Raw genomic sequence first — 22,002 nt, forward strand, 5'->3', positions numbered from 1 at the left:
CCGCCGCCTGAATGCGCCTCCCGACGACGGCAGCGCTCCACCCGGCAGCGCTCCACCACCCCGCACTCAGTGCGCCCAGATGCGGTCCACGGCCAGAGTCGGCGTGAACGCGGGCTCGTCCGCCGCGGCCGCCGTCGGGAAGTCGAACACGGCCAGCATCAGCTGCAGCGGGTAGCGCGGCGGTGACGCGAGGATGCGCACCACGCGGCCGTCCACCCGGAACGACGCCTCGTCGTCGTCCCACACCGCCTCGTAGGCGTGAGGCTCGGTGACATCGATCGGGAGTGTCACGCGCTCGAAGTCCTCGGCGAGCCCGGGGTCGCGGAAGCGATGGAAGCCCATGCCCACGTCCGCGGAGCCGTCGCGCACATCGCGGCCGAACACCTCCATCACGCAGAGTTCGCCGCTGCGCTCCGGCCGGTCCTCGAAGCCCACCAGCCAGAGCGAGGCCATCGAGCGCGCGCCGAGGTAGAGGGAGGCGCGCATCCCGACGGTCCCGCCCTGCACCAGGCAGCCGCGGAACTCCTCCTGCTGCTCCCGGACGACGAGGTCGGGCCGGAACGGCTGCTGCCCGACCGTCGAGCCGACGGGGCCGGAGAAGTTGCCGCTCTGCAGACCCGAGACGCGCAGCGGCGGCTGATGGTCGTCGGCGCACCAGAGACCCTGCTCCGGCGGGATGCTCAGTTCGAGAAGCGAGTCCTCGATCCGGTACGTGGCGCGGGACGCCTCCAGAGAGCTCCAGGCCGGAAGGTAGTGGGGCAGCCAGACGCTGCGGTCGAGGTCGGGGTCGTCGAAGTCGTCGAACACGGTGCCTCCCTCATCCGGTCCGGACCGCGTCGATGTGCTGCTCCAGCCACCAGGTGCGGCCTTCGTCGTCGGAGACCCAGCCGTCCCACTCGAACGACTCCGGCGTGATGCGGGAGAAGTTCCAGCGGATGGGGCGGCCGTCGGTCTGCGAGCCGTCCTGACGGATGCCGTCGCGTCCGTGCGGCGTCGCGACCAGCGTGCAGAAGTCGCCCGAGGCCGCGCCGAACCAGCTGACGCGCCATGCGCCCAGCACCGCGTCGTACACCCGCATCGTCGTGCCGCGGCCCTCGACGCGTTCCGGGTCGGCGTGGTCGCGGGCGACGAGGACGTCCTGGACGGCCCGGCCGCCGAGCGTGTAGGCGAAGATCCACTCCTGGGTGGTCTCCCTCCACTCGCCGGTCGCCTCGTCGAGGAGGCGCACCTCGGCGTTCCAGCTGCCCACGAGCTGACCGAACAGGTGCAGCCGCTTCGGGTTGGCGCCGGCAGCAGCCCGACTGACCAGGGCCCGGGCGAACGCCGCATCGGTGATCTCGCTCATGGTGCCCCTCTCGGTCGGTGCGGGTCAGGCGGGGCGACCCGCTTCGGTGCTCGAGACGTCGGTGCGGTGGAAGTTCAGGTACGAGCGGGAGGCGGTCGGCCCGCGCTGCCCCTGGTACCGGGAGCTGTACTCCGCGGAGCCGTACGGACGCTCGGCTGCCGACGACAGCCGGAAGAAGCACATCTGGCCGATCTTCATGCCCGGCCACAGCTTGATCGGGAGGGTCGCGACGTTGCTCAGCTCGAGCGTCACGTGCCCCGAGAAGCCAGGGTCGATGAAGCCCGCGGTGGAGTGGGTGAGGAGGCCGAGCCTCCCGAGCGAGCTCTTGCCCTCGAGCCGGGCGGCCACATCGTCGGGGAGGCTGACGAGCTCGAACGTCGAGCCGAGCACGAACTCCCCGGGGTGCAGGATGAACGGCTGGTCGGCGTCGACCTCGACGAACCGCGTCAGCTCGGGCTGGTCCTCCGCCGGGTCGATGAACGGGTACTTGTGGTTGTCGAAGAGCCGGAAGAACCGGTCGAGACGCACGTCGATGCTCGACGGCTGGATCATGGCGGGCTCGAACGGCTCGAGCGCGATGCGCCCGGCGCCCAGCTCGGCCTTGATATCACGGTCGGAGAGAAGCACGAGGCCAGCCTACCGGTAGGGTTCGCGCCTCCGTCGAGCCCGCGTCAGCCCCGCTCGATCGGGCTCGAGGGGAGCCAGCCGAGCTCCTCCCCGCGTCGGAAGAAGTGCCGGAAGCTGTAGACGATCGGGTCCCAGCGACGGGGGTCGATCTGGCCGCTCGCGGCGTCGACGATCGCGGGGTCGGCGTGCACCCGCAGCGCCCGGGCCTCGAAGAGGTAGTAGCTGCCGTCGGCCGACGGTGTCGCCCTCTCGAGGCGTGCCTCGAACTGGAGGCGGCACTCGGCCACACGCGGAGCGGCGACGACCTCGGACGGCTGGGCCGTCAGGCCCGCGGCGGAGAACTTGTCCGGTTCGTGCCGGTAGCGCTTGGCCTTGGCCTCCGGCACCGGGTGCCTCCCCGTCAGCGAGGACAGGCTGTGCAGCGCGCGCCACTGGTCGCCGCTGGGGAAGTTCACGGTGAGATCGGGCTGCTGCAGCGCGTTGTGGGCCGTCTGGCCGTCGGCCTCGATCCCGAGGACGAGCATCCGGCCGAGCGCCCAATACGAGGAGGCGGGGGCCAGGTTCGGCGTGCCGTCGTCGTTGACCGTGACGATGAGGAACGCCGGTGTGCCGACGTAGAGCACCTCCGGCTCTATCGTCACGTGCTCGATCGTCCCGTGCTCGATCGGCCGCTCATTCACCGGGAACGCCCCGGAGCAGCTCGGCGAACACCTCCTGAGCGTCGGAGCCGGGCGAGAGGGAGGCGCCCTGCCCCGCCCACAGCGACACCAGGTCCGGCCGGTCCTGCCGCGCCGCCTCCGCCCGGAACGCTCCGGTCAGCCAGTTCTGCGCGGGGAAGGGCGCGATGGCCCCCTCACCCGCGGCCTCGATGGTGCGCATCGCGGGGTTGGGAATGCCCCGCGCGAACCGCCCGCTCATGACGCGGGTCAGCACCGTGTCGTCGGCCGCCGCGGTGCGCGCGACCTCGCGATGCCCGGGCGTCGCCACGGAGAGGTCCGTCGCCAGGAAGGCGGTGCCGACCTGCACACCGGAGGCGCCCAGCGCGAAGGCGGCAGCGACGCCTCGGCGGTCGGCGATGCCCCCGGCGGCGACGACGGGAACGCTCACGGCGTCGACGACCTGCGGCACCAGCGCGATGCCTCCGACGAGCGATTCCTGGGCCGGCCGCAGGAAGGAGGGGCGGTGCCCGGCACCTTCGAAGCCGGACGCGACCACGACGTCGACGCCTCCCCGCTCGAGCGCGACCGCCTCGGCGACCGTGGTCGCCGCGGCCATCACGACGATCCCGGCCGAATGGGCCGCCTCGACGACGGCAGCCGGCGGGACGCCGAACACGAAGCTCATGGCCGCCGGCCGCGCCTCCAGGACCGCCGCCACCTGCTCGTCGAACGAGGGGAGGAACGACGCCGGCACCGCGGGCACCGGCAGACCGAGCTCGTCGAAGAGCGGCTGCACGGCGGCGCGCGCCCGAGTGAGGTCGACCTCCTGGGGCGTGACCTCATCGCCGGTGGGCACCCACAGGTTGAGCGAGAACGGCTTCGAGGTCGAGGCCCGGAGCGCGGCGACCGTCTCACGGATGCGCGCCGCGTCGTAGCCGTAGAGACCGAACGCGCCGAGGCCTCCGAGCTCGGAGACCCGGGCGGTCAGGGGGACGGACGACAGTCCGCCGAACGGACCGAGCAGGAGAGGGTGCTCGATGCCGAGGAGGTCGGTCAGCGCGCGCGAGGTCATGGTCCCGACGCTACTACACCGTTGCGTGACCGCAATCGAATCGGGCGGCGGCTGTCGACCCTTTCAGATCCGCCCAGCGGATTCGGGGTTAGGAAAGGCTAACCTGAGAGACATGTCCTCCCTGAGCATCGCCATGCTGGGCGCCTTCGCGGGGCTCACGATCTTCCTGGGCCTGCCGTTCGGGCGCATCAAGTCGGATGCCGTCCCCCTGAAGGCCGCCCTGAACGCGATCGCGACGGGCATCCTGATCTTCCTGCTCTGGGACGTGCTCTCGCAGGCTTGGGAGCCGGTGGACACCGCGCTGCACGCGCACCACGTCGGGACGGCGCTGATCAACGGGCTCGTGATGGCGGCGTGCCTCGGTCTCGGCCTTCTCAGTCTCACCTCCATGGACCGCTACATGCGCCGGCGCGCGACGGCCGCGGCCGTGACGAGCGGTGTCTCGGGCGGTGCGGTCGCGGCGACGACCCCGACCGGGTCGATCGCGCTGGCCGCGCCTCCCGTGGCCGCACCCGCCGTGGGCGCCCACCGGCTCGCGCTCACGATCGCGATCGGCATCGGCCTCCACAACTTCGCGGAGGGTCTCGCCATCGGGACCGCCGCCGCCCAGGGCGAGCTCGCGTTCGCCGTGCTGCTCGTGATCGGCTTCGGCCTGCACAACGCGACCGAGGGGTTCGGGATCGTCGCGCCCCTCACCGGGACGAGGCCGTCGTGGGGGTATCTGGCGCTCCTCGGCCTGATCGGCGGCGGCCCCACGTTCGTCGGCACGATCATCGGGCAGTCGTTCCGCAACGACCTGGTGTCGATCGCCTTCCTCGGGCTCGCCGCAGGCTCGATCCTTTACGTCGTCATCGAGCTGCTCGCGGTCGCGCGCCGCACCGGGATGAAGACGCTCGTCGCGTGGTTCATCCTCGCGGGCATCGTCGCGGGGTTCCTCACCGACGCGATCGTGACCGCGGCCGGCGCCTGACGGCCTGACGGCCGCCGGCGCCGGTCAGGCGGGTCCGCTCAGGTCGCGGCGGCGTTCCCGACCTCGGCCTCGGACTTCTCGATGGCCTTCTGCATCTCGTCGTAGTCGCCCGAGTCGATCGCCTTCGAGATCCGCTTGTCCGCTTTGACGAGCGCAGCCTCCACCTTGTCGGCCCACTTGTCGTCGACGATCGCGACGACGGCGGAGGACCCCGCCGGGAGGTACTCCTCCACGTCCACGCCGAGCTCCTTCTCTTCGTGGCGCTTGCGGAAGTGGCCGATCACCGCGCCGACGCCCGCGCCGATCGCGGTCGCGGCGAGGAGGGGCGGTGCGAACAGACCGACGACGACGCCGGCCCCGGCTCCCATGCCGGCACCGCGCTTGACCTTGCCGGTGTCATGCTCGCTGACCTGCACTTTGCCGTCCGCGTCGCGGTTCATGACGACCGCTCCCACGATCTCGTAGTCGCCTGCGCTCTCGCCGGACTTGAGGGTCTTGTAGTCCTCGTCGGCGGTGGCGGGGTCGCCGTACGCCCCGACCACCAGGAACAGATTCTTGTCAGCCATGTTCTTCCCTTCGTGCGAACCATGGATTCGCCGGCGAACGGGAGGCCGCCGCCGACGAGGGCATGATGGCAGCGCCGCCGCGACCCTGGCTAGGGACATTCGGCCCGCGGCGGCGGGGACACCCCGCGCCTGGCGGCCCGGGCGATCTCGATGAGCGCGGCGCCGAGGCTCGCGAAGACGACGACACCGGCTGACACGGGCGGCGGGACATCGACGAACACGAGGAACGTGCGGATCACCGGGACCGTGAAGATGAGGACCACGCCCGCGGCCATCGACGCGACCACGAAGAGCTTCCGTCCGTCCCAGGGTCTCGCCAGCATCGCCAGAACCCACAGGCCGAGGATCGCCAGGAGCATGGTCGCCCCCGTCCGGAGCTGTTCCTCGCCGATCCCCAGTTCGGCCATGCTCCACGAGTAGGCGATGAGCACGGAGCCGATGACGCCGCCGACGGGCACCGCGAAGCTCAGCGACCGGGCCAGGAAGCCGGCCCGGTGACGTCGCAGGTTCGGGAGGAGCGCGAGGAAGAACGCGGGCAGCCCGATCGTCAAGCCGTCGGTCGCCGCCAGCTGGCGCGGGAGGAACGGATACGCGGTCACGAGGACGCCCACGAGGAGCGCGAGGAGGGTCGCGTAGACGGTCTTCGTCAAGAACAGCATGGAGACGCGCTCGATGTTCGCCATGACCTGGCGTCCCTCCCCGACGGCGGCGGGCAGGCTGGAGAACCGGCCGTCGAGGAGGACCATCCGGGCCACCGCCTTGGAGGCCTCCGCTCCCGTCGACACGGCGATTCCGATGTCGGCCTGCTTGAGGGCGGGGATGTCGTTGACGCCGTCCCCGATCATGGCCACCACGTGCCCGGCCGCTTGCAGCGCGGCCGCGATCCGGCGCTTCTGATCGGGCGTCACCCGGCCGAGGACCAGCTCCTGCCGCAGAAGCTCCTCAACTCGATCCGGCTCCTCCGGCAGCAGTCGCGCATCGAACCCGTCGCTGACGGCGAGCCCCGCCTCCTTCGCGATAGCGGCCACCGTGCGCGGGTCGTCCCCCGAGAGCACACGCAGACCGACGCCCTCACGGGCGAAGTAGGAGAGCGTCTCGGCGACGTCCGGACGCACGCGCTCCCGGAAGGTGAGCAGGGCGACCGGCTCGAGGCCGGACGGGAGGCGAGCCTCCGCCGTCAACGCAGCGCTCGCGTGGGCGAGGACCAGCGTGCGCCGACCCGCGTCGACCAGTGCCCGGACGCGCTCCTCGAGCCGGCCATCCGCGAAGACCACGTCCGCACCGCCGAGGACCCAGGTTCCCGCGACCGGACCGTCGAAGGAGACGGCGCTCCAGCGGCGCACCGAGGAGAAGGGCACGCGCGAGACGGGGACCGCCTCCACCGGCGACGGGTAGCGCTCGGCCAGGCTCCGCGCGGTGGCGTTGGCATCCTCGGCCGCGCCGAACCAGGCGAGCACCCCGGGCCACCCTCCCCGCCCGGCGGCCCCGGCCAACGGGATCGCCTCGTCGAACCGCACCTCCCCCTCGGTCAGGGTCCCCGTCTTGTCGAAGCAGACGATGTCCACTCGCGCGAGCACCTCCGCCGCCGCGAGCTCCTGGACGAGGATGCCGCGCCGGCCGAGGCGGACGGCGGCGACGGCGAAGGCGATGCTCGTCATGAGGACCAGGCCGAGCGGGATCATCGCCACCACGGCGGCGACCGTGTAGACGACGGCATCGCGCCAGAGCTCGCTGCTCATGACGGTTCGCCACCCGCCCAGCGAGACCACCTGCGCGTTGAACACCAGCAGGCCGAGGGGGCCGACGGCCCAGGCGACCCAGCGGAGCACGGTCTGGATGCCGGCGTGAAGCTCGCTGGAGACGAGGGAGAACCGCCGAGCCTGGGCGGCCAGCCCGTGGGCGAACGTGTCGGCTCCGACGCGCTCCACGCGGGCGCGGCCCGCCCCTCCCACGACGACCGACCCGCCGAGGACGAGGTCACCCGCGACTTTGTCGATCGCGTCGGACTCGCCGGTCAGGAGGGACTCGTCGGTCTGCAGGCCGTCCGCGAAGACGACGCGCGCATCGGCGGCGACCCGGTCGCCGACGCGCACCACCAGGAGATCGTCGGCGACGACCGTCTCCGTGGGGATCTCGAGCTCGCCTCCCTCCCGGATCACCCGCGCGGCCGCGGCCGAGGGCAGCGCCAGCCGGTCGAGTGCCGCCTTCGCGCGGAGCTCCTGCCACGAGCCGATGATGATGTTGCCCGCGGCGGCTATCCCGAAGAGGGCGTCCTGCCAGCGGCCGATGAGCAGCAGCACCACGAAGCAGGCGGCGATGATGGCGTTGAAGAGGGTCAGCACGTTCGCCCGGGCGATGCTCGCCAGGCTCCGGCTGGTGCGCGGGCGATACCGGTTGGTGCGGCCGTCCGCGACGCGCTGTGCGACCTCGGCCGCCGACAACCCGGTCAGGAGCTCTCGTCCTCCGGGTGCCGACGCCGGCGGAGCGCCCGCCAGATGAGGAAGGCCCCGGCCGCGATCACGGCGATCGGCCAGACGACGTTCAGGACGGCGACCCACCCGGCCACGCTGAGGAGGACCATCACCGCACCGATCGCGAGGACACCCGCGGGGATCCACGCCCACCAGCGGCTCCCGCCGCCTCCCGGGAGGACCGCCACCAGGGCGAACGTCAGGGCCGCCCCGCCGAGGAAGGCCGCACCCGCCACGGAGCCCGGGACGGAGGCGCCGAGCACCGGGACGACGGCGAGCGTCACGAGGATCCCGGCCGGGATGAGCGCCCACCAGTGCCGGTGATCACGCAGGTACACCGCGAGGAATCCGATGCCGAGGGCGCCGAGGAGGGGGACCTCGGTCCACTGCGCGAGGCCGCCGCGATCGAGGTCCATGAGCGTCGCCGCCGAGGCTCCGAACAACGCGGCACTGGGAATGGCGGCCCACCACGAGGCGCGATCCGCGAAGAAGACGTAGGCGAACGTCACACCGGCGGCGGCCAGCACTGCGGCCCACCAGGCCGGCGAGGGACGGACCCCGGTCGCGTCGAGCAGCAGCAGCGTCCCGGCGCACAGGACGAGCACGCCGAGCGCGAGTTGAACCGGGACCCGCTTCATGACCGGCCGCCTCTCCTGGCAGGCACGACGGCCACCGTGCCGTGACCAGACTCCTCCCCGGCGAGCGCTCGACCGAGGACCATGGTCCTGCGGACATTGCGGGGAATACCCAGTGGGGGTACTATCGTTCCCACCGGAGACAGATACCCCAATGGGGTATCTTTCGCGCAGTGAGCGCGTGTCAGCGACCACGGGAGTGAACTCATGAGCCACCCGCACACCCACCAGCCGGGCACCCGGCCCGAGGAGGCCGGTCACGCCGGAATGCCTCACGGCGACCACGGCGGCCACGCCGGCCACGGCGGCCACGCCGGCCACGCCGGCCACGGAGACCATGCCGGGCAGTTCCGCCGGCTGTTCTGGATCAACCTCCTGCTCGCCGTCCCGGTCGTCGCGAGGTCTCAGGCGTTCGGGATGATCCTCGGGTACGAGGTCTCGGGTCCGCTGCTGTGGGTCGCGCCCCTGCTCGGGACCGTCATGTACCTCTGGGGCGGCTGGCCGTTCCTCAGCGGCGCCGTCAGCGAGCTGCGGTCGCGCATGCCGGGGATGATGCTGCTGATCGGGCTGGCGATCACGGTCGCGTTCATCGCGTCGTGGGGCGCCACACTGGGACTGCTGGACCACGAGCTCGAGTTCTGGTGGGAGCTCGCGCTGCTCATCGTCATCATGCTGCTCGGCCACTGGATCGAGATGCGGTCGCTGGCTCAGACGAGCTCCGCCCTGGACTCGCTCGCCGCGCTCCTCCCCGATGAGGCGGAGCGGATCGAGGGCGAGGAGGTGGTGAAGGTGGCTCCCGCGGACCTCCGCGTGGGCGACCTCGTGCTGGTGCGCCCCGGCGGCAGCATCCCGGCCGACGGCCGCATCGCCGGTGGGCGCGCCGATGTCGACGAATCGATGGTGACCGGGGAGTCGCTGGCCGTGTCCCGAGGCGAGGGCGACCCGGTCACGGCCGGAACGGTCGCCACCGACTCGGCGCTCCGGATCGAGATCACCGCCACGGGCGACGACACCGCCCTCGCCGGGATCCAGCGACTCGTCACGGAAGCCCAGAACTCCTCGTCCCGGGCGCAGCGGATCGCCGACCGCGCCGCCGCGCTGCTGTTCTGGTTCGCGCTCACCGCGGCGATCATCACCGCGATCGTCTGGACCCTGGTCGGCAGCCCGGACGACGCCGTCACCCGGACCATCACCGTGCTCGTCATCGCGTGCCCGCACGCACTCGGCCTGGCCATCCCGCTCGTGGTCTCGATCGCCACGGAGCGCGCTGCGCGCGGCGGCGTCCTCGTGAAGGATCGCCTCGCCCTGGAGAGCATGCGCACGGTCGACACCGTGCTGTTCGACAAGACCGGCACCCTGACGAAGGGCGAGCCGACGGTCACGGCGGTCGAGCCGGTCGGCGGTGTCGACGCTGACGCCGTCCTCGCCCTCGCGGCAGCCGCCGAGGCGGACAGCGAGCACCCGCTGGCGCGAGCGATCGTGCGCGCCGCGCAGGCCAAGGGACTCCCGATCCCCCCGGCGACCGGGTTCGCCTCCTCCCCGGCGGTGGGCGTCACCGCCGAGGTCGACGGCTCGGAGATCCGGGTCGGAGGCCCGCGCCTCCTCGAGGAGACCGGCACCGCCGAGGTGGGCCACGCCGCCCTGTGGCGGGGCGAGGGCGCGATCATCCTCCACGTGCTCCGCGACGGGGAGGTCGTCGGCGGCCTGAAGCTCGCCGACGAGATCCGGCCGGAGTCCCGCGAAGCCGTGGACGCCCTCCACCGGATCGGCATCCAGGTCGTCCTGATCACGGGCGACGCGGAGGCGGTCGCCGACGCCGTCAGCGCCGAGCTCGGCATCGACCGCGTCTTCGCGCACGTGCGCCCGGAGGACAAGTCGAGCAAAGTGGCCGAGCTTCAACGGGAGGGACGGAAGGTCGCGATGGTCGGCGACGGCGTCAACGACGCCCCGGCTCTCGCGCAGGCCGACGTCGGCATCGCCATCGGCGCCGGAACCGATGTCGCCATCGCCTCCGCCGGGGTCATCCTGGCGAGCTCGGACCCGCGCAGCGTCCTCTCCGTGATCGAGCTGTCGCGCGCCTCCTATCGCAAGATGAAGCAGAACCTGTGGTGGGCGGCGGGGTACAACCTCCTGTCGGTGCCGCTGGCCGCGGGCGTGCTCGCGCCGATCGGGTTCGTCCTGCCCATGTCCGTCGGTGCGATCGTCATGTCGCTGTCGACCGTGGTCGTCGCGCTCAACGCCCAGCTGCTGCGTCGGCTGGACCTGCGGCCGGAGGTGAGCACGCGGGCCGCGCTCGGGCGCTGAGCGCATCGCTGCGCCGAACCGCATCCGACCCGTGCGGCGTTGGGCCCTTGTGACGTTCGGCCTTGCCGGGCGACGACGGTGTCGCCCAGCCTGGGTGCATGACCGTGCAGGAGCCGACGACGCGCCGCACCGGTGCGTCGAGCGGGAGGATGCGGACGGCGCGGGTGCTGGCCGTTCTGGGCACCACGCTGACGGGCATCCCGATCGCCGCCCCGGTGGTGCTCGCCGCGGTGTCCCTCCTGGTGGCGCAGCACTGGCGATTCGACTACCTCCTCCCGGGCGAACTCGTCGTTCCCGCAGCGACGGGTGGAGCCGCCCTCCTCGCCGCGTCGCTGGTCGCGCGGCGGGCGCGGGTCGCCGTGTGCTGTGCGGCCAATGCGGCCGCGTTGTTCTTCGTGCTCGTCGGAGTCATCGCCAACGCGACCGGCCTCGCAACCGGGGCGGCCCCCGCCGAGGGCCCGGCCCTGATCGCGGTGGCCGCCGTCTACGTCGGTTACGTGCTCTCCGTCGTCGCGATGTTCGCGGTCGGGGTCGTCCTGTGCGGTTCGCTGTTCGGCCGCCGGGTCTGAGGATCACCGCTCGGGACGCGGTCTCGGCTCAGGACCCTGTCTCCGCGGTGACCGGGGCGGACAGGGTCCCGTAGCGCTCCATGCGATGCCAGCGCAGATGCGTTCCGGCGAACGCGGTGAAGACCGACTGGATGACCACCAGATACATGAGCTGCCGGTACACCACCTGTTGCAGCGGAAGCGTCCAGAGCGGCCTCAGTGGCTCCTTGTCGATCCGGAAGGCGTACCAGGCCATTCCGGCCTGAAGCGCCAGGAACGCGAGCCAGAGCGCTGCGATGCGCCCCGGGTCGAGGAAGACCAGACCGTAGACGGCGAAAAGGTCGACGACGGGAGCGAACAGCGGCAGCAGCACCTGCAGGATGAGCAGGTAGACGAGCCCCCGACGCCCGAGCTTGCCGGCCTGACCGCCCTGCACCAGCGCTCCCCGGTGTTTCCACATCGCCTGGATGGTGCCGTAGCACCAGCGGTAGCGCTGCCGCCAGAGCGCGCCGAGCGAGGCGGGCGCCTCGGTCCATGCCCGGGCGTCGTCCTCGTACACCACCCGCCATCCGTCCCGGCACAGGGCCATGGTGAGATCGGTGTCCTCAGCGAGCGTGTCGTCGCTCACGCCGCCGACCCTCTCCAGCGCCGAGCGGCGGAAGGCGCCGATGGCCCCGGGAACGGTGGGCATGCATTCGGCGACGTCGAACAGGCGGCGGTCGAGGTTGAAGCCGACGACGTACTCGATGTGCTGCCAGGCGCCGAGGACGCCCTGCCGATTGATGATCTTCGTGTTGCCCGATACCGCACCGACCGCCGGATCGGCCAGCGGCTGGATGAGCGCGTGCACGGTACCCGGCTCGAAAACGGTGTCCCCGTCGACCATGACGACGATGTCGTGGCTGGCCGCTCGGAGCCCGGCGTTCAACGCGGCCGGCTTGCCGCCGTTGGACTGACGGATGACGACGACCGGGAGACCCAGCGCCTCGACGATGTCGGCGGTGCCGTCGGTCGAGCCGTCGTCCACGACGATCACCTCGACCGGATGCGTGGACGCGACGAGCGACCGCACGGCCGCCTCGATGCCGGCCGCCTCGTTATAGGCGGGCACGATGACCGTCACAGGATCCACCACCTCGGGGCGGGCTGGGGCGGAGGGGCGGTGCCGACCGCGCGTCTGCCTCCTGTGGCGCGCGGCCGTGGCCAGCACGAGGATCGCCCGGACGAGCATCACGATCCCGCTGAGCACCAGCGCGACCGTGATCGCACCGACGAGGAGGTCGCTCAGGCGGATGCCCCAGACGGTCATCGCCGCTGCCAGACGATCCGGGAGGGAGGCCGCCTGAGAGGTGCCCTCCACCCCGAAAGCGCGGCCGACGGTGGTCACCGTGTAGCTTTCCGCGTCGAGACGGGTCAGCGCCGCGTCGAGGGCCCGTACCGTCTGGCTGCGATCGCCGCCGCCGTCGTGCAGCAGGACCACCTGACCGGAGCCGTCGCGGGGAACGATCGCCCGCTCGATGGCGGCGGCCCCGGGGCGCCGCCAATCCTGGCCGTCGCGCGTGGAGAGCACCGTCAGGTAGCCGTCCGTGCCGGCGGAGCGGATCGCCGACCAGAGGGAGTCGGTGACCGCGTCGTTCCCCGAGCTGTACGGAGGCCGCAAGAGGGACGTCGTCCGGCCGGTCGCATCGACGATGGCCTGCTGCGCGGTCTGCATCTCGAGCTGACGCCTCCACTCGGGCGCCGTGCTCAGGTCGACGTGCGTGAGCGTGTGAACGCCCACCTCGTCCCCGGCGGCGACGACCGCCCTCACGAGGTCCGGATGAGCGATCGCCGCCGTTCCGACCATGAAGAAGGTCGCGTGCGCGCCGTGTCGGCGCAGGACTCTCAGGATCTCGGGCGTCCACCGAGGGTCCGGGCCGTCGTCGAAGGTCAAGGCGATGGTCCGCGCGTGCGGCCGTGCAGTCGCCGGAGTGGCGCCGCGGGCGTCGATCATCGGACCGCCCCGGGTGACGGCGGCCGGCACGGCCGATGCCGACCCCGACGAGACGGCCGCATCGTCACCGATGCCCGCGAGGTGCTGGGTGTACCCCTCCACGAGCAAGGCCACGGCCAGGGCGATCAAGGCCCCGATGAGGACCACCCAGTGGACCCGCGCGGACTGCGGACGAAGGGAGGCGCGTCTGCCGCTCACGGGTGCGGTGGCTTCTTGGACTGACCGGGCGCCGTCGAGCTCTTCCCGGGCGCCGTCGGAGCCGCAGAAGGCGTCGGCGCCGGCACCGGCGCCGGTGCGACAGAGGCGGCGGGAGCGGCAGTGCTGGGCGCGGCGGGCACGGCCGGCGACGTGACGGCCTGCTCGGGCGGCCGGGACGGCGACGGACCCGGGGAGGCGGGGGCCTGGGAGGCCGGAGGAGCGAGGACGGCCGGCACCTGGGGCTGGGAGCGCGCCTCGGGCGGAGCGAAGGGGAGCACCGGGACCCCGATGCGGGGTCCGCTGAGGAACGCCGCCATCACCAGCACGACGTAGACCACGATCCCGCCCAGCACGACGACGCCCGCGATCCGGGCCCGGCGCAGACGTCGACCGGACCGGTCGACGAACACGGGACCGCCTCCTGGTTCAGGAGAGTGTGGTCGGTTGATCTTCTCGGCCACCACGGCACCGATTCTAAACGAGCGCACCCGCGCGGTCGTCCGGCGGGACGGAGGCCGCCTGAGATGTCGCTCAGGAACCGGTCGCCTGATCCTCACCCGCGTCGATGTCGGCGAGGAGCTGCTTGGAGGCCTTGGCGATGTCGTCGTGGTCGTTCTGGGAGGCGCGGCCCTCGAGCGAGATCACGCCGCAGCGGTGGAGCTTCTTGAAATCGCCGAAGGGGAAGCTGTAGCGCTTCTTGGTCTCCTCGTTCGCCTCGTCGTCGACGCCCAGGTGCCAGAGCGCGTACTCGTCCCAGCCGTTCTTCTCGATGAAGCGGTTCTCCTCCTCCGCGCTCGGGGCGTGCTCGCTCCAGTCGTCGCGCGAATCGTGGACGACGTCGCCGGCCTTCAGGAGCTTGCGGGCGTTGTCGAGGGCCTTCTTGTTCAGCTTGACGGTCATGAATGCATCGCTACTCCCTCCTGCCGGGAGTTCAAGTGGTCTGGTCGACTGCCGCTCCGTGTTGTGCGTCGGCTCAGCTCGCGACGGCCGAGCGCTGCTGGGTCAGCGCCCGGGCGCCGACAGCCACGTAGAGGGCGGCGGCAGCGACGAACCCGACGGACATGAGGAACGATGCCCAGCCACTGTCGGTGAACATCGTGACCACTCCGGCGACGAAGGTCAGGAGGATCACGATCAGGGCCCAGAGCCCAGCCCGGTGGGCGATGCCCGCGCGCCGGGTGGCCAGCCAGACGCGCACGGCAACCACGACGAGCCCGATGCCGACCAGCGCGTGCAGCCCGAGGAGGATGCCCGCGACGACGCCGGCTGCACCCGGGTTCTCCTCGGGGGTGCCGACGAGGTTGGCGCCGATCCCGAGCAGGAACTGGGCGGCCAGGGTGCCGAGCGCCTCCCGCGCACGTCGCGTCAGTCCCTCGGCGGATTCGGTGAGCGCAGACATGGTGTCCCCTTCGACGGCGGATCGCACTGGTGGTCGGGCACCAGTGTGCGCGAGGAGGGAGGTGGTTGTCAGCCGGCGGGGAGAGTAGATCCGGCTACTCTGCGGGGAGTAGGCGGTGTCGGGGTCTGTTTCGGCGAGTTCAGCGGCGCGTGGTCTCCCGGGCGCGGGTGCTGGTGCCGGCCGCCCAGGTGCGGTAGCCACCGTCGAGGTTGACGACGTCGCGTCCGTGCTGGGCGAGGATGCGTGCCGCGGTGTGTCCCCGCTGCCCGACCTGGCAGTGCACGACGAGAGGGCCGTCGGGCAGCTCGCCGAGACGGTCGCGGAGGTCGTCGACCGGCAGGTTGACAGCGCCGGGGATGGCGCCCGCGGCGTGCTCGCGGGGCGTGCGGACGTCGACGAGGGTGGCTCCCGCCGCGATCGCCGCGTCGAGCTCGTGCCACTGGATGGCACGCGTAGCTCCGGTGCGGAGGTTGTCGGCGACGTAGCCGAGCTGGTTGATCGGGTCCTTCGCGGAGCCGAACTGCGGCGCGTAGGCGAGCTCGAGCCGCGCCAGTCCGGAAGCGGTGATGCCGCCGGCCATCGCGACCGCGATCACGTCGATCCGCTTGTCGACGCCGTCGCCCCCGACGATCTGTGCGCCGAGGATCGCGTCGGTGACGGGGTCGACGAGCAGCTTCATCGACATCGACTGCGCGCCCGGGTAGTAGGTGGCGTGGGACGCGGGGTGGGTGTGGATGACGCGGTGTTCGCGCCCGGCCGACGCGAGCTGGCGTTCGCTCCAGCCGACCTTGGCGGCGACCGCGTCGAACACCTTGACGATCGCGGTGCCGAGCGCGGGAGTGTTGCGCTCGTCGCGACCGGCGATCACATCGGCGACCGTGCGGCCGTGCCGGTTGGCGAGGCCCGCCATCGTCACGAGGGCGGGCTCGCCCGAGAGGGCGTCGATCTTCTCGACCCCGTCTCCCACCGCGTAGATGTGCGGGTCGCTGGTGCGGTTGTCGGCGTCGACGGCGATTCCGCCCGTGGTGCCGAGCCTGAGTCCGGCGGCGCGGGCGAGGTCGACGCTCGGGACCACTCCGGAGGCATCGATGATGAAGTCGGGACGCAGGGTGCTGCCGTCGCCGAGGAGGACGGCCCCCTCCTCCACGGTGTCGATCGTGACCGAGGTGCGGACGTCGACGCCGTGGCTGCGCAGCTGCGCCTCCACCGGGGCGACCATCTCCGCGTCGAGCGGGCTGAGGATCTGCGGGCCGCGCTGGATCAGCGTGACGTGGATGCCTCGGCGCACGAGGTTCTCCACCGCCTCCAGGCCGATGAAACCGCCCCCGACGACCAGGGCGGAGGGATTGTCCGCCGCGGCCTCGACCAGTACGCCGATCGCGTCGACGTCCTCCACGGTGCGCAGCGTGTGCGTCGGGATGCCCGGGTGGCCGACCGCCTCGCGCGCGGATGCCCCGACGGCCAGGATGAGTTCGTCGTAGCTCTCGACCATCAGCTCGCCGTCGGCGACGTCGAGCACGGACACGGTGCGTGCGACCGGATCGATGCCGAGCACCTCATGCCCGGTGCGGACATCGAGTCGGAACCGAGCGGCGAGCGACTGCGGTGTCTGCAGGAGGAGCGACGACCGATCCCGGATCACCCCGCCGACGAAGTAGGGCAGGCCGCAGTTCGCGTACGACACATAGGGGCCGCGCTCGAACACCACGATCTCGGCCGACTCGTCGAGTCGGCGCAACCGCGTCGCGGCCGACATTCCCCCGGCGACACCGCCGACGATCACCGTCTTCATGCTGAGTTCCTCCTGAGGGTGGTTTGTCATACCCTCCCCCGTATCGTACTATACGGAGGGGGGTATATCCAACCCGACCCCCGAGAAAGGTGAACACCCATGTGCTATCCCGCCACCTGCAAGGTCTGCGGTAAGACCACCTGGAGCGGCTGCGGCCAGCACGTCGCCGATGTGCGACGTCACGTCCCGGCGAACCAGTGGTGCAACGGCGACCACACCGACGCAGAGAAAGCCTCCGCCTCCGGTGGCGGGTTCTTCGGGCGACTGTTCGGAAGGGGCTGAGCATGAGCACCGTCGCACTCACAGCCGACACGCTGAAGGACCAGATCGAGCAGAACGACATCGTCCTGGTCGACTTCTGGGCCGCGTGGTGCGGGCCGTGCCGGATGTTCGGACCCGTCTTCGAGAAGGCATCCGAGCAGCATCCCGACATCGTCTTCGGCAAGGTCGACACCGAGGCCGAGCAGGAGCTCGCCGCCGCTGCCCGCATCACCTCCATCCCGACGCTCATGGCCTTCCGCGACGGCGTCCTGGTCTTCTCTCAGCCGGGTGCGCTCCCCGCCCGCGACCTCGAGAACCTGATCGGTCAGATCCGCGCCATCGACCCCGCAGAACTGGCCGCCGCGAAGGCCCGCTGACGGTTCGGACGAGATACCCTGGCGGGTACCGCGACGGGGCCGCGCCATCCCTCGGCACCATCGAGAAAGAAGAGACACCGTGCCCACGACTGCTGACATCAAACCCGTGCTGAACCGGCTGCGCCGCGCGCAGGGTCAGCTGAACGCCGTGATCGCGGCCGTCGAGAACGGCGGCAAGTGCCGCGACGTCGTCATCCAGCTCGCCGCGGTCTCCAGCGCCCTCGACAAGGCCGGCTTCCAGATCATTTCGACCGCCATGCAGAAGTGCCTCACCGACCCCGACGACACCTCCGACCCGATGACCGTCGAAGAGCTGCAGAAGCTCTTCATGACGCTGGCCTGACTGCGCTGTACCCCGAGCTGCCCGGGAGCGGCGCGGGTCGGCTCAGCCGGCGTGCGCGTGCTGGTCGACCAGCAGCTTCTCCGCCCACCACGCGGGCGCGACGTGCGGCGCCGACATCGGCGGGCCGGTGATCTCGGTGGGGCCGACGACGGGCCAGGCCGCCGGGTCGATGTCTCGTTGCCGGACGACCACCGCATCGGCCGTGATGTCGAACGTGGTCAAGTCCTGGGAGATCACGACGGGGCCGTCGTGACGGGTCCGCATCTCAGCCCAGACGGCGGGGACGGTCTCGTGGTCGACGGCGAGGTGGAAGATGGCCGACATGCGCGCGCCCGCGGACTCGAAGACGGTGCCGACCATGGCGGCGCTCGTGTGGGAGCTGTCGATGATCATCGCGGCGACCTCGAGCGGCATGCTCGCCTTGCGGGCCATCACCTCGGCCGTCGGGAAGGTCTCGTGGATCAGCAGATCCGCGCCGTCGGCGTGCTCGAGGACGGTGTGCGTCGGCCGGGTGTCGCCCGAATACACCACACTGCGGCCCGCATAGTCGAGCCGATACCCCACGGAACCGTTGACGAGATGGATGACGGGGAAGGACGTGATCGTCACGCCGTTGCGCTCATAGGCCACGGCGGGCCGGTCGTACGGGACCTCGTGCGCGATGATCTCGGCTCCGGACTGCCCCGGGTGGCCGCAGAGCGACTCCATGTCCCACGCGTGCGCGGCCTGCAGCATCTGCGCGTAGGCCCGCGTGCCCAGCGGCCGGAATTCCGCCGCCGGTCCCCAGAGTTCGACCGGGTCGCGGCGCCCCGACTTCGCCAGGCTCCAGACCAGCGTGGGCACGTCGCCCACGTGATCCGCGTGCAGGTGGGTCAGGAACACCTTCGTCGTCGCCGTGACGGGGAGCCTCAGCCCCGTGAAGTTCGCCAGTGAACCGGACCCCAGGTCGAAGAAGAAGAGGTCCCGCTGCGGGTTGCCCACTTCGACCAGGAGGGATGCGGACGCCTGACTCCGCTTGACGAAGGGGTCTCCGCTGCCGAGGACGGTCACGCGCAACTCGCCCTCGGCGACGGGCTCGCCTCCCACTCGGAGGAGGTCGTCGTAATCGCGACGCGGCTTCCCGACGACCGGCGTCGTCGTCAACGGGTGCTTGCTTCCTTCATGCGCGAGCTCGGTAAGCTCGGTGATCTCGTGTTCCATGCCACGTGTCTAGGACATGCGCACGCTCTTGGCCGGGGTCGAACGTCCCGCGGCGGGACGCCGGCCCGCGCCGCCTACTTCCCCGCCCCGACGGAGATCCCGGCCACGACGTAGCGCTGCAGCGCGAGGAAGACGATGAAGAGCGGCAGCACGCCCAGCACCAGCGTCGGCAGCAACTGCTCCGGGCTCATCGTGTGGGTGCCGATGGTCGCATAGACGGCGAGAGTGACGGTCTGCTTGTCGTCCGACGAGAGCAGCACGAGCGGCAGGATGAGGTCGTTCCAGACCTGCAGGATGACGAAGATCGCGAGCGTGGCCGTGGCCGGGCGCAGGAGCGGGAAGACGATCTTCCAGTACGTGCGGATGAGCCCCGCGCCGTCGACGGCCGCGGCCTCCTCCAGTTCCGCCGGCACCGTGCGCAGGAAGCCCGCGAAGAAGAACACCGCGAACGGCATGATGGTCGCGGTGTACGCGAGGACGATGCCGATGTAGCTGTCGAGCAGGTGCAGCTTCTGCATGACCTCGTAGAGCGGGGTCAGCACGACGAAGATCGGGATCGTGAGGCCGGAGACGAAGATCTGGTAGAGCGTGCGCGTCCAGCGGCGGGTGTGCCGCACGATCGCCCACGCAGCGAGGGAGGCGGCGAACACCGTGATCACCGCGGTCGCGAGGGTGATGATGAGCGTGTTCCCGACGCTGCGGAGGTAGTGCATGTTCTGGAACGCGTGGACGTAGTTCTCGAAGTCGATCGGCGTGGGCACGGCGAACGGATTGGAGGGGGACGTGTTTCCGTGGTGCAGCGACACCATGACGAGCACCCAGATCGGGGTGAGGACGACGGCCGTGAAGGCGATCAGGACGACGGACGCGATCACCGTCGAAGCGCGCGAGCGGAGGCGCCGGCTCCGGAAGCGCGGGACGCGGGAAGTGGGGCGACCCGACTCCGCCCCGCTGTCGCGGACCGGCTCCGTCTCCCGGCTGATGAGTGCGGTCATGCGAGGTCGGCCTCCCGTCGGCGAAGCAGCGTCGCTTGAGTGACCCCCACGACGATCGTGAGGATCAGCAGCAGGACGGCGAGCGTCGTTCCGTAGGCGAACTGGTAGTTCGCGAAGCTGTTGTTGTAGATGACGAGGCTGAGCGTCTGGGTCGCATCCTCGGGGGCGCCCTGCGTCATGATGAACGGCAGGTCGAAGACGCGCAGCGAGCCGATGACGCTCAGCGTGATGTTGATCGTGAACGAGGGCGCCAGCAGCCTCCAGTCGATGCTCCAGAACCTGCGCCACCCGGCGGCGCCGTCGAGGTTCGCGGCCTCGATGAGCGCCGGGTCGATGGCCATGTAGTTGGCCAGATAGATCGTCGCGGTGTAGCCGAGGAACATCCAGATGTAGATGGCCGCGATCGACATGAGCGCGGTGTGCGGGTCTCCCAGCCAGATCGGCTCGAGCGCGTGGAGGCCGAGGGAGTCCATGACGTCGTCGATCGGGCCGCCCAGCGGCGAGTACATGTACGACCACAGATAGCCGACAGCGACGAACGCCATCATCGCGGGCAGCAGCAGCCCGGCGCGCACGAAGTTGCGGACCCGCTCGAGCTTGAACAACCAGAACGCCACGAGGAGCGCCAGGCCGTTCTGCACCACGACCACGACAGCCGTGTAGACGAGGGTGTTCAGCAGTGCATGCAACACGGTCGGGTCGGACAGCGCGTGCGCGTAGTTCTTCAGCCCGACGAAGGTGCCGCCGCTCGGCCCGATCGCGTCCGTGAAGCTGAGCTGCACGCCGCGGATGAGCGGGTAGATCACGAACACGGCGAAGATGAGGGCTGCCGGCGCGATCAGCACCATCGCGGAACGGCCACGGATTTGCATGGGATCGCCTTTCGGGCTGGGTGGTGCTTGTGCTTCGGAGCGTCGGCGGTGCTGCCCGGCCGGGGCTGCTGGCGCCTCCCCGGCCGGGACAGTGGTGGCTACTTCGTCTTCGGAATCGTCTGGTCGAGCTGCTTCAGGAGCGTGCTCGTCGACTGCGACGGGTCGTTGAAGAGCGAGGTGCCGACCTTCCAGAACTCCTGCTCGTAGGTCGGGAAGTGCAGGTATTCGATCGGCGACACCTGCGAGTGTCCCGCATTGAAGGCGTCCACGTACGCGCTCGCCTTCGACATCGTGGGACTCGGCACGTTCTTCAGCGTGGTGAAGGAGTTCTCGGCGGCCAGGTAGCGGCTGTCGTTGGCCGGGTCGGCCATGAACGCGACGTACTTCTTCGCGGCGTCGGTGTGCTGGCTGGCCGCGTTGACGCCCCAGCCGGAGCCGACGAAGGTCACACCATAGGGATTGCTGCCCGCGTCACCGCCGGGGAAGGGGTTGAGCGAGAAGTCGAACTTGGCGTTCTGCTGGAAGTTCTGCAGCTCCCACGCGCCCATGATGGTGAAGGCCCACTTGCCGGCCGCGAAGTCCGCGTTGCCGGTGTTGAACGGCTCGATCCCGTTCATCAGCTTGCCGTCCACGTCGCCCGACGTCAGCAGCTGCTTGATGTGGTCGAACACCGGCGCGAAAGCCGGGTTCCAGTTCGTCTTGCCCGCGTCGTAGCCCTGACCCCACTTGGGGTCGACCAGATTGGCGGCGAGCGCGAGCGAGAGCTGCTCGCTCGTCCAGCCGCCCTGATCGGCGAGGAGGAGACCCGGCTGGCCGGCCGCCTTCAGCTTCTGCAGCGCGTCGAGGAAGTCGGGCCAGGTCTGCGGGACCTGGGCGATGCCGGCCTTCTTGAGGATGTCGAGGTTCGCGTACAGGCCGATCGGGATGTTCTGCTGGGTGAACGCGTAGGTCTTGCCGTTGATCTCGCCGAACGGGGCGACGTTCGGGAGGATCTGCTTGACCCAGGACTGATCGCTCAGGTCGGCGAGGTAGCCCTGCTTCTGCCACTGCTGCACGCGGGTCGCGTTCGTCATGAGGACGTCCGCGGCGGTGCCTGCGGCGAGGCGGGTGTTGTTGTACTGGTCGTACTCGCCGTTCGCGACGTACTTGTAGTCGATCGTGATGTTCGGGTACTTCTTGTGGAAGTCGGCGTTGATCTGGGGGATGTCGGCGAGTTCGGTTCCGCCGCCCTCGAAGCCGACGACGGTCAGCGTCACCTTGCCGTCGCTGGTGCCGCCTCCCGACGAGCAGCCGGCGAGTGCCAGCGCGACCGCCGAGACGGCGGCTGCTGCGAGGATCAGTTTCTTTCGCATGGGTGTCCACTCCTTTGTGTGAT

Annotated in this window: 22 protein-coding genes; 5 read left to right on the top strand and 17 right to left on the bottom strand. The window is 70.7% G+C overall.

Translation table 11 applies throughout. The features are described 5' to 3' along the window. Window positions 1-66 precede the first annotated feature (66 nt). The 5 genes from FPT20_RS15075 to FPT20_RS15095 are packed head-to-tail and all read right to left on the bottom strand — an operon-like array spanning window position 67 to window position 3,703. Window positions 67-807, bottom strand: a complete 741-nt coding sequence (locus tag FPT20_RS15075) for a glycoside hydrolase family 16 protein (RefSeq protein ID WP_158866772.1) — start codon at window positions 805-807, stop codon at window positions 67-69. Window positions 808-817: 10 nt separating this feature from the next. After that, window positions 818-1,345 carry a hypothetical protein gene (locus FPT20_RS15080; RefSeq protein WP_158866775.1) on the bottom strand — a complete coding sequence of 176 codons (528 nt, stop codon included), beginning with the start codon at window positions 1,343-1,345 and terminating at the stop codon, window positions 818-820. A 24-nt stretch (window positions 1,346-1,369) separates the two neighbouring features. Next, window positions 1,370-1,972, bottom strand: a complete 603-nt coding sequence (gene dcd, locus FPT20_RS15085; RefSeq protein ID WP_158866778.1) for a dCTP deaminase — start codon at window positions 1,970-1,972, stop codon at window positions 1,370-1,372. A 44-nt stretch (window positions 1,973-2,016) separates the two neighbouring features. Next, entirely contained in the window at window positions 2,017-2,652 is a 636-nt protein-coding gene (locus FPT20_RS15090) for a flavin reductase family protein (protein WP_199245846.1), read from the bottom strand. Further along, window positions 2,645-3,703: an NAD(P)H-dependent flavin oxidoreductase gene (locus tag FPT20_RS15095; RefSeq protein WP_158866780.1), complete on the bottom strand. Its 1,059-nt coding sequence runs from the start codon at window positions 3,701-3,703 to the stop codon at window positions 2,645-2,647. The genes FPT20_RS15090 and FPT20_RS15095 overlap by 8 nt, the downstream gene beginning before the upstream one ends. Window positions 3,704-3,815: 112 nt before the next feature. On the opposite strand from FPT20_RS15095, the gene FPT20_RS15100 reads away from it, so the two are divergent. Continuing rightward, on the top strand, window positions 3,816-4,673 hold the full coding sequence (locus FPT20_RS15100) for a ZIP family metal transporter (RefSeq protein WP_158866783.1): 858 nt from the start codon (window positions 3,816-3,818) through the stop codon (window positions 4,671-4,673). Between the two features lie 38 nt (window positions 4,674-4,711). Here FPT20_RS15100 and FPT20_RS15105 read toward each other — a convergent pair whose 3' ends face one another. The 3 genes from FPT20_RS15105 to FPT20_RS15115 form a co-directional block, all read right to left on the bottom strand. Beyond that, window positions 4,712-5,239 (bottom strand): DUF1269 domain-containing protein, encoded by a 528-nt coding sequence (locus FPT20_RS15105; RefSeq protein ID WP_158866786.1) that lies wholly within the window; start codon window positions 5,237-5,239, stop codon window positions 4,712-4,714. An 89-nt stretch (window positions 5,240-5,328) separates the two neighbouring features. Beyond that, window positions 5,329-7,680 carry an HAD-IC family P-type ATPase gene (locus FPT20_RS15110; RefSeq protein WP_233265556.1) on the bottom strand — a complete coding sequence of 784 codons (2,352 nt, stop codon included), beginning with the start codon at window positions 7,678-7,680 and terminating at the stop codon, window positions 5,329-5,331. Between the two features lie 5 nt (window positions 7,681-7,685). Then, entirely contained in the window at window positions 7,686-8,348 is a 663-nt protein-coding gene (locus tag FPT20_RS15115; RefSeq protein WP_158866789.1) for a hypothetical protein, read from the bottom strand. 204 nt (window positions 8,349-8,552) lie between these two features. On the opposite strand from FPT20_RS15115, the gene FPT20_RS15120 reads away from it, so the two are divergent. Together FPT20_RS15120 and FPT20_RS15125 are read left to right on the top strand one after the other, a co-directional pair. Further along, on the top strand, window positions 8,553-10,649 hold the full coding sequence (locus FPT20_RS15120) for a heavy metal translocating P-type ATPase (protein ID WP_199245847.1): 2,097 nt from the start codon (window positions 8,553-8,555) through the stop codon (window positions 10,647-10,649). Window positions 10,650-10,747: 98 nt separating this feature from the next. Then, complete coding sequence (locus tag FPT20_RS15125) at window positions 10,748-11,218, top strand: hypothetical protein (protein WP_158866792.1); 471 nt, start codon at window positions 10,748-10,750, stop codon at window positions 11,216-11,218. Window positions 11,219-11,246: 28 nt separating this feature from the next. Here the strand turns inward: FPT20_RS15125 and FPT20_RS15130 are convergent, their stop codons facing one another. The 5 genes from FPT20_RS15130 to FPT20_RS15150 all read right to left on the bottom strand — a co-directional run bounded on the left by FPT20_RS15130 (window position 11,247) and on the right by FPT20_RS15150 (window position 16,579). After that, on the bottom strand, window positions 11,247-13,388 hold the full coding sequence (locus FPT20_RS15130) for a bifunctional polysaccharide deacetylase/glycosyltransferase family 2 protein (protein WP_158866795.1): 2,142 nt from the start codon (window positions 13,386-13,388) through the stop codon (window positions 11,247-11,249). Continuing rightward, window positions 13,385-13,852 (bottom strand): hypothetical protein, encoded by a 468-nt coding sequence (locus FPT20_RS15135; protein ID WP_158866798.1) that lies wholly within the window; start codon window positions 13,850-13,852, stop codon window positions 13,385-13,387. Before FPT20_RS15135 ends, FPT20_RS15130 begins: the two co-directional genes overlap by 4 nt. Before the next feature lie 67 nt (window positions 13,853-13,919). Further along, window positions 13,920-14,288 carry a hypothetical protein gene (locus tag FPT20_RS15140; protein WP_158866801.1) on the bottom strand — a complete coding sequence of 123 codons (369 nt, stop codon included), beginning with the start codon at window positions 14,286-14,288 and terminating at the stop codon, window positions 13,920-13,922. Between the two features lie 73 nt (window positions 14,289-14,361). Beyond that, window positions 14,362-14,787, bottom strand: a complete 426-nt coding sequence (locus tag FPT20_RS15145; protein WP_158866804.1) for a hypothetical protein — start codon at window positions 14,785-14,787, stop codon at window positions 14,362-14,364. 139 nt (window positions 14,788-14,926) lie between these two features. Further along, window positions 14,927-16,579 carry an FAD-dependent oxidoreductase gene (locus tag FPT20_RS15150; protein ID WP_158866807.1) on the bottom strand — a complete coding sequence of 551 codons (1,653 nt, stop codon included), beginning with the start codon at window positions 16,577-16,579 and terminating at the stop codon, window positions 14,927-14,929. A gap of 284 nt (window positions 16,580-16,863) precedes the next feature. Between FPT20_RS15150 and trxA the strand changes: the two genes are divergently transcribed. Next, a complete protein-coding gene (gene trxA, locus FPT20_RS15155; protein ID WP_158866810.1) occupies window positions 16,864-17,217 on the top strand; it encodes a thioredoxin in 354 nt (117 codons plus the stop codon). 79 nt (window positions 17,218-17,296) lie between these two features. Further along, window positions 17,297-17,560, top strand: a complete 264-nt coding sequence (locus FPT20_RS15160) for a metal-sensitive transcriptional regulator (protein ID WP_158866813.1) — start codon at window positions 17,297-17,299, stop codon at window positions 17,558-17,560. 42 nt (window positions 17,561-17,602) lie between these two features. Here the strand turns inward: FPT20_RS15160 and gntH are convergent, their stop codons facing one another. The 4 genes from gntH to FPT20_RS15180 all read right to left on the bottom strand — a co-directional run bounded on the left by gntH (window position 17,603) and on the right by FPT20_RS15180 (window position 21,979). Continuing rightward, on the bottom strand, window positions 17,603-18,760 hold the full coding sequence (gene gntH / locus FPT20_RS15165; protein ID WP_158866816.1) for a guanitoxin biosynthesis MBL fold metallo-hydrolase GntH: 1,158 nt from the start codon (window positions 18,758-18,760) through the stop codon (window positions 17,603-17,605). A gap of 74 nt (window positions 18,761-18,834) precedes the next feature. Then, window positions 18,835-19,755, bottom strand: a complete 921-nt coding sequence (locus tag FPT20_RS15170; RefSeq protein ID WP_158866819.1) for a carbohydrate ABC transporter permease — start codon at window positions 19,753-19,755, stop codon at window positions 18,835-18,837. Then, window positions 19,752-20,627, bottom strand: a complete 876-nt coding sequence (locus FPT20_RS15175; RefSeq protein WP_158866822.1) for a carbohydrate ABC transporter permease — start codon at window positions 20,625-20,627, stop codon at window positions 19,752-19,754. The genes FPT20_RS15170 and FPT20_RS15175 overlap by 4 nt, the downstream gene beginning before the upstream one ends. A gap of 98 nt (window positions 20,628-20,725) precedes the next feature. Next, on the bottom strand, window positions 20,726-21,979 hold the full coding sequence (locus tag FPT20_RS15180) for an ABC transporter substrate-binding protein (RefSeq protein WP_158866825.1): 1,254 nt from the start codon (window positions 21,977-21,979) through the stop codon (window positions 20,726-20,728). Between the last annotated feature and the right edge of the window lie 23 nt (window positions 21,980-22,002).

It is taken from the genome of Leifsonia sp. AG29 (assembly GCF_009765225.1).
Classification (GTDB): Bacteria; Actinomycetota; Actinomycetes; order Actinomycetales; family Microbacteriaceae; genus Leifsonia.

Excerpts from the sequence above, each read along its gene's own strand:
- FPT20_RS15080 (WP_158866775.1), bottom strand. The coding sequence starts at position 1,345 with ATGAGCGAGATCACCGATGCGGCGTTCGCCCGGGCCCTGGTCAGTCGG.
- FPT20_RS15095 (WP_158866780.1), bottom strand. The coding sequence starts at position 3,703 with ATGACCTCGCGCGCGCTGACCGACCTCCTCGGCATCGAGCACCCTCTC.
- FPT20_RS15100 (WP_158866783.1), top strand. The coding sequence starts at position 3,816 with ATGTCCTCCCTGAGCATCGCCATGCTGGGCGCCTTCGCGGGGCTCACG.
- FPT20_RS15105 (WP_158866786.1), bottom strand. The coding sequence starts at position 5,239 with ATGGCTGACAAGAATCTGTTCCTGGTGGTCGGGGCGTACGGCGACCCC.
- FPT20_RS15115 (WP_158866789.1), bottom strand. The coding sequence starts at position 8,348 with ATGAAGCGGGTCCCGGTTCAACTCGCGCTCGGCGTGCTCGTCCTGTGC.
- FPT20_RS15120 (WP_199245847.1), top strand. The coding sequence starts at position 8,553 with ATGAGCCACCCGCACACCCACCAGCCGGGCACCCGGCCCGAGGAGGCC.
- FPT20_RS15125 (WP_158866792.1), top strand. The coding sequence starts at position 10,748 with ATGACCGTGCAGGAGCCGACGACGCGCCGCACCGGTGCGTCGAGCGGG.
- FPT20_RS15140 (WP_158866801.1), bottom strand. The coding sequence starts at position 14,288 with ATGACCGTCAAGCTGAACAAGAAGGCCCTCGACAACGCCCGCAAGCTC.
- FPT20_RS15145 (WP_158866804.1), bottom strand. The coding sequence starts at position 14,787 with ATGTCTGCGCTCACCGAATCCGCCGAGGGACTGACGCGACGTGCGCGG.
- FPT20_RS15150 (WP_158866807.1), bottom strand. The coding sequence starts at position 16,579 with ATGAAGACGGTGATCGTCGGCGGTGTCGCCGGGGGAATGTCGGCCGCG.
- trxA (WP_158866810.1), top strand. The coding sequence starts at position 16,864 with ATGAGCACCGTCGCACTCACAGCCGACACGCTGAAGGACCAGATCGAG.
- gntH (WP_158866816.1), bottom strand. The coding sequence starts at position 18,760 with ATGGAACACGAGATCACCGAGCTTACCGAGCTCGCGCATGAAGGAAGC.
- FPT20_RS15170 (WP_158866819.1), bottom strand. The coding sequence starts at position 19,755 with ATGACCGCACTCATCAGCCGGGAGACGGAGCCGGTCCGCGACAGCGGG.
- FPT20_RS15175 (WP_158866822.1), bottom strand. The coding sequence starts at position 20,627 with ATGCAAATCCGTGGCCGTTCCGCGATGGTGCTGATCGCGCCGGCAGCC.
- FPT20_RS15180 (WP_158866825.1), bottom strand. The coding sequence starts at position 21,979 with ATGCGAAAGAAACTGATCCTCGCAGCAGCCGCCGTCTCGGCGGTCGCG.